Origin of the sequence: Streptosporangium roseum DSM 43021 (genome assembly GCF_000024865.1) — a bacterium.
GTDB lineage: Bacteria > Actinomycetota > Actinomycetes > Streptosporangiales > Streptosporangiaceae > Streptosporangium > Streptosporangium roseum.
Genome location: NC_013595.1, coordinates 6,782,862 through 6,795,717, shown reverse-complemented (window position 1 = coordinate 6,795,717; position 12,856 = coordinate 6,782,862). Strand labels below are relative to the sequence as shown.

Genomic DNA, 12,856 nt, shown 5'->3' with positions numbered 1-12,856 from the left:
AGTCATATGCGCAAGAGGGTCGTGCTGGCCGCAGGCCTCCTCGTTCTGGCCGCCGGATGCGGTTCGGAATCGCCCGCGGCAGCCCCCGACGAGCCGGTGAAGATCAAATTCCAGAGCCTCGCCTGGCAGAAGGAGTCGATCGCCGCCAACAAGCAGCTCGTCGAGGAGTGGAACAAGGCCAACCCCAAGATCCAGGTCGAGTACATCCAGGGGAGCTGGGACAACGTCAACGACCAGCTCGTCACCTCCTTCGAGGCGGGCGACCCCCCGGACGTCATCCACGACGACTCCCCGGCGCTGTCCGGCTTCGCCAACCGCGGCTACCTGCTGGACCTCACGGACAAGGTCCCGGCCGAGCTGAAGAGCGACATCCCGCAGGCCGCCTGGGACACCGTCACCTTCGGCGACGGCAAGGGCGGGCAGGGCGTGTACGGCGTGCCGTTCCTCCAGGAGTCGCAGGTCATCATCGGCAACAAGAAGCTGCTCGACAAGGCGGGCGTGCGCATCCCGACCCCGGAGAATCCGTGGACGTGGGACGAGTTCGCCGAGATCTCCAAGAAGCTCACCAAGGGTGACGCCTACGGTGTCGCCTGGCCGATGAAGTCGCCGGTCAACAAGGTGCTCAACCTGGGCCTGAACTTCGGCGGCACGTTCTTCCAGACCGACGCCGCCGGCAAGACGACGGTGAAGGTGGGCGCCGAGGAGCGCGAGGTGCTCCAGCGCATCCACGACCAGCTCCACAAGGACAAGTCCGCCGACCCGTCCGCGCTCGGCATGGGCTCCGCCGACCCGCTGCCCGGCTTCTACGCCGGCAAGTACGCGATGCTGCCCGTCGGCGTCTACCTGCGCCAGCAGGTCGTGGAGCAGGCGCCGGACGGCTTCGAGTGGGTCACCCTCCCGCCGCTGAAGGGCGCCACCGCCGAGCAGGGCGCCGTCTCGCAGACGCTGTCGGTCGCCACCGACAGCAAGTATCCCGAGCAGTCGCTGAAGTTCATCTCCTTCTTCCTGAACGGTCCGAACCAGGTCAAGCTCGCCAAGGGCGACTGGCTGCTGCCGACCTCGGTCAAGGCCGCGGCCGACCCGGCCATGACGACCGAGGAGAACGGCTGGAACGTGGCGACCGCATCGGTCAAGAACCTCGTGGTCGCGCCGTTCCTGAAGGTCAACGGCTTCGACGAGTGGAAGAGCAAGGTGGCCACGCCGGCGCTGCAGCAGTACTTCGCCAACAAGATCACTCTCGACGAGACGGCGAAGAAGCTGGTCGACGAGGGCAACAAGGTGCTGGAGCGGTACAACCAGTGACCTTGACACATCGGGGGCGCGCCCGGGGGTGTCTGCTCGGCCTCGCGGCCGGCGACGCTCTCGGGCGCCCGGCGGAGAACCTCTCGCCTGAGCAGATCGCCGCCCGCTGGGGCAGGCTGACCGAGATCGACGGCGGGGGCACCGACGACACCGAGTACACCATCTTCGCGGCCTCCCTGCTCGTGCGGCACGGGCACGCGCTGACCCCGCAGGACGTCGCCCTGGCCTACCGCCAGGAGATCATTCCCCTGGTCGACGGCCCCATGAAGGGGGCGGGCTTCTCCGAGCTCGGCGCCGTCCAGGCGCTCCGGCGGGGCCTCGAACCGCCGCTGACCGGCCAGTGGCACCGGCACGGCTGGTCGGACGGCCTGGCCATGCGCGCGGCGCCGTACGGGATCTTCGCCGCCGGAGACCCCGGCGAGGCCGCCCGCCTGGTGGAGATCGACGGCTGCGTGAGCAACGCGGGCGAGGGCATCCTCGGCGGCCGCGCGGTCGCCGGGGCGGTGGCCGCCGCGATGACAGGGGCCTCTCCGGAGGAGGTGGTCGCGGCCGGACTCGCCGTGATCCCCGGCGACTCGTGGACCGCCCGCAACGTCAACCGGGCCCGGGAGGCCGTCCTGGACCCCTCCGGACCCGGCGAGGTCGCCGCGCGGCTGCACGAGGCGGTCGTGGTCCGGCACTACCCGTGGACGGACCTGGCCCCCGAGGCCGTCGCCCTGGCCTTCGCCGCCTACCTGCTGGGCAGGGGAGAGGTGGAGGAGTCCGTGGTGGTCGCGGCGAACCTGGGACGGGACGCCGACACCACCGCGGCCATCGCCGGCGCCCTGGCCGGGGCGGGACGCGGTGAGGCGGCGGTGCCGGAGCGGTGGGCACGGCAGATCGGCCCGGTCGAGGGACGATGCCTGCCGGTGACCGCAGGACGGCACGTGCTCGACGTGGCCGATCAGCTCGTGGAAGGGACGTAGGGCGATGATGCGGGGGGACAGGATCCTGGGGGCGTTCGCCGGGGTGGCGATCGGCGACGCGGCGGGGTGGCCGTCGTCACGGCACCGGGCCGGGGTGCACGCGCCGTGGAGCAGGCGGCTCCACCGCGAGCTCGACGCCTTCGCCGAGGAGCACCGGGTGACCACGCTGCCGGTGCCGTTCGCGCTCAACCAGCCGGTCGCGCCGCTGGTGATCGGGCCGTCCGACGACGCCGAGTGGCTCGCCTGGACCGCGCTCACCATCGACCAGGACCGTGCGGAGGCGTTCACCGGCCTCGCCGGCCGGGACGACGTCAGGGCGCGGATCTCGGTGCGGACCGCGCTGGACAACCTCGCGCGGGGGCTCGGCCCCCCTGCCAGCGGCCACGACAACCCGCACTTCTTCGACGACGCCGCGGTCGTGCGGGCGGTCGCCTTCGGGGCCAGAGGGCTGGACCCGACGGCCGACGCCCAGGTCACCAACGCCGGCGACGGCGTGCTCGGCGCCGTCGCGATGGCCCGCGCGATCGGCGTCCTGGTGGACGGCGGGCAGATGGGCGACGCCGTGGAGGCCGCGCTGGACGCGCTCCCCGACGACACCGTCATCGGCCGCGCGACCCGTACCGCGCTCGCGGTCGCGCGCCGCGCGGGCGATCCGTTCGGCGCGGTGCCCGCGCTGGACGCGGCACTGTTCGACCACGTCTACAGCTACGGGATCGCCGCCGCCGAGACGTTCCCGGTGGCTCTCGCGCTGGCGGAGGTCTCCGGCGGCTCGCCGGGCACCGCCGTCCCGGCCGCCGCCTGCCTGGCCGCCGCGGCGGACTCCGCGCCCGCGCTGACCGGCGCGCTGACCGGGGCGTTCACCGGCCACGACGCGCTGCCTCCGGGGTGGAGCACCACCCTGACCGGCTGCTGCCTGCCCGAGCTGGCGGGCAACGATCTGCTGGACATCGCGAGGGGATGGATCGCTTGACATCCTCCCCACGGCTGACACGTGCGGCGGCTTGGTCGCCGCCACCGCGGAGCGTATTACCGAATCACGTGGCACCGCGCCGCGTTTCCGCCCCAGAGCTGAAGCCTGGGGTCTCCACGCTGGAAGGATGTAGATGAGTGCTGCAGGTGAGGAGGGTACCCCGGTGAGTGTGACCGCGGGTGGGCTTGAGGACAAGGCCGTCGGATGCGTGGCGGGCGCCGCGGTGGGCGACGCGCTCGGCGGCGCCACCGAGGGCTGGACGCCCGAGCAGATCAGCGAGCGCTACGGCGGGCACGTCGAGGGCCTGGTCCCGCCGTTCTTCGAGGACTGGCGGAACGCCCGGCCCATCGCGCCCTACCACAAGGGCGACGGCCACATCACCGACGACACCTTGATGACGCACGCGCTGATCCGGGTCTACGAGCGGGTCGGAGGCCATCTGGACGCCTACGCGGCAGCCGATCACCTGGTGCCGGAGATGATGGGCGAGAAGCGCTGGATCCCCGAGCTGGAGACCGAGGCGCTCCCGCTGCACCGGGTCTTCCTGGCGGAGAAGTGGCTGGTGCTGCGGCTGCACTACGGCCACGTGGACCCGCGCGAGGCCGGGGTCGGCAACATCGTGAACTGCGGCGCGGCGATGTACATGGCGCCGGTCGGCGTGGTGAACGCCGCCGACCCCGACGCCGCCTACGCCGAGGCGATCGAGCTGGCCGGCGCCCACCAGTCCAGTTACGGCCGGGAGGCGGCCGGGGTGCTCGCCGCCGCGGTGGCCGAGGCCATGCGGCCGGGCGCGACGGCCGACTCGGTGGTCGCCACCTGCCTGCGGCTCGCCCGGGACGGCACGGCGGCGGCCATTGACGCGGTCTGCTCGGCGGCCCGCGACCTCGGCCACTGGGACGGCTCCTTCGAGACGCTGCGCGCGGCCATGAAGCCCTACGACACCGTCGCCGACACCTACCGCGACCAGGGACTCGGCGCCCGGCGCCCGAGCCGCCAGCACAGCATCGAGGAGCTCCCGCTCGCCCTGGCGTTCCTGCTGATCGCCAAGGGCGGCTTCCGCGACACCGTCCTCGGCGGCGTCAACTACGGCCGCGACGCCGACTCCATCGCCTCCATGGGCGGCGCCATCGCCGGTGCCCTCGGCGGGCGGGAGGCGATCCCCGCCGACTGGCTCGGCCAGATCTCCACCGCCAGCCGTACCGACCTCGTCACCCCCGGCCTGTCCCTGGCCCGTGTCGCCCGCGGCATCCACACCGCCGACCTGGAGCGCCGCCGCGCCCACGAGTCCGCTTTCGCCGCCCTCCTCGGAGCCGCCGGATGATCAGGCTGACCTGGGTGCAGCCGGAGGACCTGGTCGGGCACGAGCTGCGTCAGGCCGCGGAGGACGGCCGCGAGGTGACGGAGATCGCCGCGCGCTGGCACGCCGCGGGCGGGCACGACGCCCCGCCCCGGGCGGGGGCCTCGCCCGAGGTCCCCCCGGTACGGCTGCGCCGCCTGGCCGAGGACCTGCTCGACGAGCTGGCCGCGCTCCCCTCCCCGCTCCCCGAGCCCTCGACCCTGGCCGGGATCGTCGCGGCCTGCCCGGAATGGCCGTCCGGTCCGCGGCGGTCGCCGGGGGCGGCCGGAGCCGTGCGCGGCGACGGGCCGGCGGCCGGCTCCCCGGACCCGCGGCTCCTGGACCGGATGCTGGGGGCGTGGCTCGGCCGGGCGGCGGGATGCGTGCTGGGCAAGCCGGTGGAGAAGATCCCCCGGGAGGGGATCAGGGCGATCGCCGAGGCGACCGGGAACTGGCCCATCCGCGGCTGGTTCACCGCCGAGGGCCTGCCCGCCGAGATCGGCGCGCGCTGGCCGTGGAACCGGCGCAGCGCGGTCAACAGCCTCGCCGAGAACATCGACGGCGTCCCCGAGGACGACGACCTCAACTTCGCGCTGCTCGCGCTGGCCCTGCTGGAACGGCACGGCCGCGCTTTCACCACCGAGAACGTCGCCCAGCTCTGGCTGGACGAGCTGCCCGGCGGGCGGGTGTTCACCGCCGAGCGCGCCGCCTACCGCAACCTGCTGACGGGGCTGGAACCGCCCGCCGAAGAGGGCGGGCGTCCCGCCTTCCCCGATCCGCCGGACGGCGGGGCGGGAGGCGGCCGGGATGCCGCGGATCGGCGGGGCGGAGCCGTCCCCGCCTCCACGGCGACCTTCCGCAACCCGTTCAGGGAGTGGATCGGCGCGCTGATCCGGGCCGACGTCCACGGCTGGGTCAACCCGGGCGACCCGGCGACGGCCGCGGAGTTCGCCTGGCGCGACGCCCGGCTCAGCCACACCGCCAACGGGATCTACGGCTCCATGTTCGTGGCCGCGATGTGCGCCACGGCGCTGGTGGCCTCCTCCGTCGAGGAGGTGGTCGCCGCCGGTCTCGCCGTGGTCCCGCCGGAGTCCCGGCTGGCCGTCGCCGTACGGCAGGCCGCCGAGGACGCGCGCGGGGAAGAGGACTTCGAGCGGGTCGTCGACCGGCTCCACGAGCGTCACGGAGCCCTGCACTGGGTTCACACGATCAACAACGCCGCGCTGATCACGGCCGCGCTGGTGCACGGCCGGGGCGACTTCACCGCCTCGATCGCCGGCGCCGTGGCGGGCGGCTGGGACACCGACTCGGCCGGGGCGACCGTGGGCTCGATCGCCGGCGCGCTGCGCGGCGCGTCCGCGATCCCGCCGGAGTGGTCGTTGAAGAACCGGCTGTCCAGCAGTGTCACCGGGTTCGACGGCATCGGCCTGGACGAGCTGGCGGGCCGTACGCTGGCTCTGGTGACGGAGGAATCATGATCTCGGTATTCGGCAGCGCCAACATGGACCTGGTGGCCTATGTCGAGGCCGCTCCCGGGCTCGGCGAGACCGTGACCGGCCGGGAGTTCCGCACGATCCCCGGTGGCAAGGGCGCCAACCAGGCCATCGCCGCCGCGCGCGCCGGAGCCGAGGTCGTCTTCCTCGGCGCCGTGGGCGACGACGCCTTCGGGCCCGAGCTGCGCCGGACGCTGGCCGGGGCCGGGGTCGACGTCAGCGGTCTGCGCACCGTCCCGGGCCCCTCGGGCATCGCCCAGATCGTGGTCGACGGGCAGGGGGGCAACTCCATCATCGTGGTCCCCGGCGCCAACGGCGCGGTGACCGCGCCCACCGAGGCCGAGCTGGAGGTCATCGCCCGCTCCGACGTCCTGCTGCTGCAGCTCGAACTCCCCATTGAGGCGGTCACCGCCGCCGCCCGCGCCGCCCGCGCGGCGGGGACCACGGTGATCCTCACCCCCGCCCCGGTCCAGCCGCTCCCCGACGAGCTGCTGGACGCCGTGGACATCCTCGTCGCCAACGAGCACGAGGCCGCGGCGATCACCGGGCTGGCCGGCCACGAGGACGCGGCGCGGGAGCTGAGGACCCGGGTCGGCTGGGTCATCATCACCCTGGGGTCACGCGGCGCGCTCACCGCCGCGCCCGGCGCCGGCCCGGCCGTGCGCGTCCGGGCACCCGAGGTGCGGGCGGTGGACACCACGGCGGCGGGCGACACGTTCGTGGGGGCGCTCGCCGCCGCCCACGTCGAGCGGCAGTCCCCCGACCGGGCCGTCCGGTTCGCCGGCGCGGCCGCGGCCCTGTCCGTCCAGCGTGAGGGGGCCAGCACCTCGATGCCGAGCCGCGCCGAGATCGACCGGAGCCTCGCCCGTTCCGATGCCTGACGCCGGCCCGCGGCCCGCCGTACCGGCGGCGCGGGGGAGGGCCGGGCCCGTGCCCCCCCGCACCGCACCCACCCCCGTCCCGAATGACCGGCCTGCGCTGCCTGGAGGAGATGTGAAGGCACTGGAAGGTGTCCGCGTGCTGGACCTGGCGACCCTGTTCGCCGGACCGATGGCGGCGATGCTGCTCGGCGACTACGGAGCCGAGGTGATCAAGGTCGAGCACCCGGCCAAGCCCGACCCCTCGCGCGGCCACGGCCCGGAGGGGCTGTGGTGGAAGATGCTCGGCCGCAACAAGCGCGCGATCACGCTCAACCTCTCCACCGCCGAGGGCCAGGACCTGCTGGTGGAGCTGGCGCGTGAGGCCGACGTGGTGATCGAGAACTTCCGGCCCGGGACGCTGGAGCGCTGGAACCTCTCCTACGAGCGCCTCAGCGAGGCCAACCCCGACCTGGTGCTGGCGAGGGTGACGGGGTTCGGGCAGTTCGGCCCCTACGCGAAGCGGCCCGGCTTCGGCACGCTCGCCGAGGCGATGAGCGGGTTCGCGGCGATGACCGGGGAGCCGGACGGCCCGCCGACGCTGCCGCCGTTCGGCCTGGCCGACGGCATCTGCGCCCTCGCCACGGCCTTCGCGGTGATGACCGCGCTGCGCTCGGGCCGGGGGCAGGTGGTCGACCTGTCGATCATCGAGCCGATCCTGACCGTGCTCGGCGCCCAGCCCACCATCTACGACCAGCTCGGCGTCGTCCCGCCGCGCACCGGCAACCGCTCGGTCAACAACGCCCCCCGCAACACCTACCGCTGCAAGGACGGCTCCTGGGTCGCGGTCTCCACCTCGGCGCAGAGCATCGCCGAGCGGGTGATGATCCTGGTCGGCCGCCCCGAGGTGATCGGCGAGCCGTGGTTCGCCAGCGGGTCGGGCCGGGTCGCGCACGCCGACGAGCTGGACGGCGCCGTCGCGGCCTGGGTGGCCGAGCACACCCGCGAGGAGGTCATGGCCGCCTTCGAGCGGGCCCAGGCGGCGGTCGCCCCCGTCTACGACGTGCGCGACATCATGGCCGACCCGCAGCTGGCGGCCCTGGACGCGATCACGACCGTCGAGGACCCCGAGCTCGGCCCGGTACGGATGCAGAACGTCATGTTCCGTCTCACCGGCACCCCCGGCGAGATCCGCTGGACCGGCCGGCCGCACGGCGCCGACACCGACGAGGTCCTCGGCGCCCTCGGCCTGACCTCCGAGGACCTCGCCGCCCTGCGGGACAAGGGAGTCGTCTAACCGTCGATCAGCGACGTGCCGGACAGCGTGATCAGGAACGCGCCGGCCGACAGCAGCGCCACCGGCCAGGACCGGCCGATGGCGGCCCAGATCGTGGCGGCCAGGAAGCAGACCAGGGCGAGCAGCACGAGAACGTTCACGAGATCCTCCACGGAGTGGGACCGGTCAGGCGATCACCGCCTGGGGCAAGGCCGCCTCTGCCCCACCGGTACCGGGAGTAACACGCGGCCCGGTGGTGAAATCCGTCCTGGGCGCCGGGCGCCGGGCCTTCCGGCTCCGTCCGGGCCGCCGGCGTCCTCCTCGCACCCCCGTCCGCCTACCCTCCGTCCCAGAGCGAGGCGGCGGCCTCGGCACAGGCCACATCCTGGGCGACGGTGCCGCCGCTGACGCCGACCGCGCCCACCACCCGCCGGCCCTCGCCGGAGTCCCGGAGCGGGATGCCGCCGCCGAAGCACACGTACCGGTCTCCGGCGAGGCCGTACAGCTCTCCGCCCGGCGCGACCAGCGGCGCGAGGTCGGCGGTGGACATCCGGTGGGCCACCGCGGTGTAGGCCTTGCCGGGGGCCAGGGCCGGGCCGGCGATCTCCGAGCCGTCCATCCGCTGGAAGGCAACCAGGTGGCCGCCCGCGTCGACCACCGCCACCGAGATGAGGGCCCCTTCCCGCCCGGCCTGTTTCACCGAGGCCTCACACATGCGCAGCGCGAGTTCGAGGTTCACTAGCCTCCTTTAACCCTCTAAGGGTTAGCAGTGGACAATTCGGTTTGTATCCGTCGCCGCCGGGCGGTGCAAGATCTCATACGGGATCCGAAGATCTGCGTACGTGAAGGGAGAACCCGTGCAGGCCCACGACCTGTCCGCCGGAGGCGACGTGCTGGCCCGCGTGCATGACGCCGCCCGCGAGGCGGTGCGGATCCACGGCCTGCCGGATGCCGAGGTCACGCTGGTCAACGTGTCGGAGAACGCCACCTACCGGGTGGACGACCCGGTCACCGGGGCGCGGTCCATACTGCGGGTGCACCGCCTCGGCTACCACGCCACCCCGGCGATCCTGTCCGAGCTCGCCTGGCTGGAGGCGCTCCGGGAGGAGGCCGGGGTCAGGACGCCGCGCGTGCTCCCGGCCCCGGACGGCTCCCGGGTGGTGACCGTCCCCGGTGCGTGGCCCCGTGACTGCGTGATGTTCGAGTTCCTGCCCGGGGCTGAGCCGCCCCGGGAGCGGCTGGTGCCCGACTTCGAACGGCTCGGTGCGATCACCGCGCGGATGCACCGGCACGCGCGGAGCTGGCCGCGCCCGGCGGGGTTCACCCGCTTCCACTGGGACTACGACGCCGCCCTCGGCGCCGAGTCGCGGTGGGGTCGCTGGCAGGACGGCGTGGGGATGGGGCCGGAGGCGCGGGCCCTGCTGGACCGGCTCGACGGGGAACTACGCGAGCGGCTGCGCCGGTTCGGCCGGGACGCCGGCCGCTACGGCCTGATCCACGCCGACCTGCGCCTGGCCAACCTGCTGGTGGTGGGCGACGAACCGCCCAGCGTCATCGACTTCGACGACTGCGGCTTCGGCTGGTACCTCTACGACCTGGCCGCCGCGGTCAGCTTCATCGAGCACGATCCGCGGGTCCCCGAGATGGTCGACTCCTGGGTGCGCGGCTACCGGACCGTCCTCGACCTGCCGGCCGGGGACGAGGCCGAGATCTGGACATTCATCATGTTCCGCCGCCTGCTGCTGGTCGCCTGGATCGGCACGCACACCGGCGTGGACATCGCCGCCGAGTTGGGCGCAGGCTACACCGAGGGCACCTGCGAGCTTGCCGAGCGGTTCCTGTCGGGCGCGGGGGCAGGGGGACGTCGGGGAACGCCACTCCCGGGAAGATCACTATGAGTGTCGCCTTGATCACTCTTGGATATCATCTCATCTCCGGAGGGACCGCCGGGGGCGGCACCCTGACCTCGGGAGAGGCATGCACAACAACAACCGTGCCAGCATCGTCCACCAGCTCGGATACGCCATCCGCCATCCGGGCCGGATCTCGCCCCATCTGCGGAGGCTGACCAGGAACGCCTGGCTGCGCCTGCGCACCCGCGACCACGTCGACTACTACCGGGCCGTCATGAGGTCCGACGTCGCCCGCGGTTCGGAGGCGGCCGTGGGCAGCAAGTCGCACGCGCGCTGGCTCGCCATGGGCCGCCTGCAGTTCGACTACCTGGTACGGCACGGCCTGAAGCCGGACCACCGCCTGCTGGAGATCGGCTGCGGCAACCTGCGGGCCGGACGCCTGTTCATCGACTACCTGGACGCGGGCAACTACTACGGGGTCGACATCTCTCCCGACATCCTGATCGCCGCCCAGGACACCCTCTCCGACCACGACCTGCGCGACAAGCTCCCCCACCTCATGCCGGTCAGGGACCTGCGTTTCGCCGCGCTGCCCGACGAGACGTTCGACGTGGTCCACGCCCACAGCGTCTTCTCCCACTCCCCGCTGCACGTGATCGAGGAGTGCTTCCGGCACGTCGGCCGGATCATGAAGCCGGACGGCTGGTTCGACTTCACCTTCGACCGCACCGAGGGACAGGAGCACCAGGTGCTGCGCGAGGACTTCTACTACCGTACCGCGACCCTGACCGCCCTGGCCGAGAAGCACGGACTGCGCGCGGCCTTCATGGACGACTGGGAGAAGCTCCCCTCCAAGCAGTCCAAGATCCGCATCACGCTCCCCGGGGCCGCGCGGCCCGCCGACGATCCCGGACAGGAGCGGCAGGAGCGGCGGCGCCGCGCGGCCGGCCAGGCAGGGCACGTCGAGCACCGGGACGCTCCGGCGGAGCGCCACCGGGCCGTGACCCATGATCGTGACCTGTAGCCCGGCGCTGTGAGAGCCAAGGGCTGATCGGTGTCGTCGGTGTCCTGGTGGCACGCGCCGGACGACGCTCCCGCCGCCGGACGGACGGGCCGCCCGACGGCCGGTGGCGCCGGGCGGCGGATCAGAAGGCCGGATCGGTGTGCACTCGACGGCCCTCGACGTAGGTGGCCAGCACCGACGTCTCGGCGAGTTCACCGGCTGGGATCGAGCAGGGGTCGCGGTCGGTGACCACCAGGTCGGCGAGCTTGCCCTCCTCGATCGTGCCGGTGCGCGTGTCGAGGTGGTTCACCCGCGCTGTGCCGATCGTGTAGGCGGCCAGCGCGGTTGTCAGGTCGAGACGCTGTCGCGGTAGGAACACTCCCCGGTCTCCGCCCGGAACCGTACGGTTGACGGCGACGTGGATGCCCCAGAACGGGTCGGGGCTGCTGACCGGCCAGTCGCTTCCCGCCGCGAGCGAGGCGCCGGCCCGGACGAGATCCCCGAAGGGATACTGCCAGCCGGCGCGTTCCGGGCCGAGGAACGGGATGGTCAGCTCATCCATCTGCGGCTCGTGCGCCGCCCACAGCGGCTGGATGTTGGCGGTGATCCCCAGGGCGGCGAACCGCGGCACATCGCCGGGATGCACGACCTGCAGGTGGGCGATGTGGTGGCGGTGGTCGTTCATGCCGTTGGCGGCGCGCGCGGCCTCGAACGCGTCGAGGGCCTCGCGAGCCGCCCGGTCTCCGACGGCGTGCACATGAACCTGGAAGCCTTCGGCGTCCAGCCGGGTGACGTGCGCACGCAGCCTCTCCGGATCGAGGAAGCTGAGCCCCCGGTTGCCGGTGTGGCAGCCGCAGCCGTCCAGATAGGGAGAGGTCATCGCGGCAGTGAAGTTCTCCGCCACGCCGTCCTGCATGATCTTGACGCTGGTGGCGCGGAACCGTCCCGCGCCGCCTCTGCGCGCGAGCAGTTCGGGGACCTGCTCCTCACCCCGTTCGCGGTCCCACCAGAGCGCGCCGAGCACCCGGGCGGTGAGCAGCCCGGACTCGGCCGCGGCCAGGTAGGCCCGCTGAACCTCGGGAGTGACCATCGCGTCCTGCCAGGCCGTCACGCCGACCGAGTGCATCCGCCGCTGACCGGCGCGCAGGGCGCGCAGCATCGTGTCCGGGGTCGGCTCGGGGACGTGCCGGCCGACCAGGCCTGAGGCGCCTTCGTGGAGCGTGCCCTGCGGGGTGCCGTCGGCCTCCCGCTCGATGCGCCCGTCGACCGGATCCGGGGTGTCCGCGTCGATCCCGCACATCTCCAGGGCCTTGGTGTTGACCCAGGCCCCGTGACCGTCCTGGTTGATCAGATGGACGGGCCGGTCGGCGACCACCGCGTCCAGCAGGTGCCGGCTGGGCGTGCCGCCGGAGAACCATTCCATGGACCAGCCGCCTCCGGCGATCCATTTCACCTCGGGATTCGCCTCGGCGTAGGCCCGGACGGCTGCGAGGGCCCCGTCGGCATCATGGACGTCGTGCAGGTCACACTGGATCATGGTGATGCCGGCGAGGACCGGATGCACGTGGGCGTCCTGGAAGCCGGGCAGCAGGGCCCGGCCGGCCAGGTCGACGACCTCGGTGGCCGCGCCGACCAGCGGGCGCACCTCCGCGTCCCGGCCGACGGCGATGATCAGGCCGTCGCGGACGGCGACCGCGGTGGCGGTGGTGAAGCCGGGGCCGAGCGTGTGCACCGGACCGCCGTGGAAGACGAGGTCGGCGGGGGTGGGCATACGGATGCTCCTTGGCATGAGGTCAGGGGA

General features: G+C 73.1%; 12 protein-coding genes. 9 read left to right on the top strand and 3 right to left on the bottom strand.

Annotated features, from left to right (window positions below; translation table 11 throughout):
- Positions 1 to 6 precede the first annotated feature (6 nt).
- The 7 genes from SROS_RS29905 (at position 7) to SROS_RS29875 (ending at position 8,220) form a co-directional block, all read left to right on the top strand.
- Complete coding sequence (locus SROS_RS29905) at positions 7 to 1,302, top strand: ABC transporter substrate-binding protein (RefSeq protein ID WP_012892656.1); 1,296 nt, start codon at positions 7 to 9, stop codon at positions 1,300 to 1,302.
- A complete protein-coding gene (locus tag SROS_RS29900; protein WP_012892655.1) occupies positions 1,299 to 2,267 on the top strand; it encodes an ADP-ribosylglycohydrolase family protein in 969 nt (322 codons plus the stop codon). The genes SROS_RS29905 and SROS_RS29900 overlap by 4 nt, the downstream gene beginning before the upstream one ends.
- Positions 2,268 to 2,271: 4 nt before the next feature.
- A complete protein-coding gene (locus SROS_RS29895) occupies positions 2,272 to 3,237 on the top strand; it encodes an ADP-ribosylglycohydrolase family protein (RefSeq protein WP_012892654.1) in 966 nt (321 codons plus the stop codon).
- Positions 3,238 to 3,400: 163 nt separating this feature from the next.
- Positions 3,401 to 4,558 (top strand): ADP-ribosylglycohydrolase family protein, encoded by a 1,158-nt coding sequence (locus SROS_RS29890; protein ID WP_012892653.1) that lies wholly within the window; start codon positions 3,401 to 3,403, stop codon positions 4,556 to 4,558.
- On the top strand, positions 4,555 to 6,051 hold the full coding sequence (locus SROS_RS29885; protein ID WP_012892652.1) for an ADP-ribosylglycohydrolase family protein: 1,497 nt from the start codon (positions 4,555 to 4,557) through the stop codon (positions 6,049 to 6,051). Before SROS_RS29890 ends, SROS_RS29885 begins: the two co-directional genes overlap by 4 nt.
- A complete protein-coding gene (rbsK, locus tag SROS_RS29880; RefSeq protein WP_012892651.1) occupies positions 6,048 to 6,947 on the top strand; it encodes a ribokinase in 900 nt (299 codons plus the stop codon). The genes SROS_RS29885 and rbsK overlap by 4 nt, the downstream gene beginning before the upstream one ends.
- Before the next feature lie 112 nt (positions 6,948 to 7,059).
- Entirely contained in the window at positions 7,060 to 8,220 is a 1,161-nt protein-coding gene (locus SROS_RS29875; RefSeq protein WP_012892650.1) for a CaiB/BaiF CoA transferase family protein, read from the top strand.
- Here SROS_RS29875 and SROS_RS51290 read toward each other — a convergent pair.
- Both SROS_RS51290 and SROS_RS29870 read right to left on the bottom strand, forming a co-directional pair.
- Positions 8,217 to 8,360, bottom strand: coding sequence for a hypothetical protein (locus SROS_RS51290; protein ID WP_165781490.1), 144 nt, complete (start codon positions 8,358 to 8,360; stop codon positions 8,217 to 8,219). The two genes, SROS_RS29875 and SROS_RS51290, sit on opposite strands and share 4 nt — an antisense overlap.
- Positions 8,361 to 8,536: 176 nt before the next feature.
- The gene (locus SROS_RS29870; protein WP_012892649.1) at positions 8,537 to 8,938 is read right to left on the bottom strand and encodes a GlcG/HbpS family heme-binding protein; all 402 of its coding nucleotides are present in this window, start codon (positions 8,936 to 8,938) and stop codon (positions 8,537 to 8,539) included.
- Between the two features lie 118 nt (positions 8,939 to 9,056).
- Here SROS_RS29870 and SROS_RS29865 point away from each other — a divergent pair, with 118 nt between their 5' ends.
- Both SROS_RS29865 and SROS_RS29860 read left to right on the top strand, forming a co-directional pair.
- Entirely contained in the window at positions 9,057 to 10,097 is a 1,041-nt protein-coding gene (locus SROS_RS29865) for a phosphotransferase enzyme family protein (protein WP_012892648.1), read from the top strand.
- Positions 10,098 to 10,176: 79 nt separating this feature from the next.
- Positions 10,177 to 11,076, top strand: a complete 900-nt coding sequence (locus SROS_RS29860) for a class I SAM-dependent DNA methyltransferase (protein ID WP_012892647.1) — start codon at positions 10,177 to 10,179, stop codon at positions 11,074 to 11,076.
- A 121-nt stretch (positions 11,077 to 11,197) separates the two neighbouring features.
- Here SROS_RS29860 and SROS_RS29855 read toward each other — a convergent pair whose 3' ends face one another.
- Positions 11,198 to 12,826, bottom strand: a complete 1,629-nt coding sequence (locus SROS_RS29855) for an amidohydrolase (protein WP_012892646.1) — start codon at positions 12,824 to 12,826, stop codon at positions 11,198 to 11,200.
- Between the last annotated feature and the right edge of the window lie 30 nt (positions 12,827 to 12,856).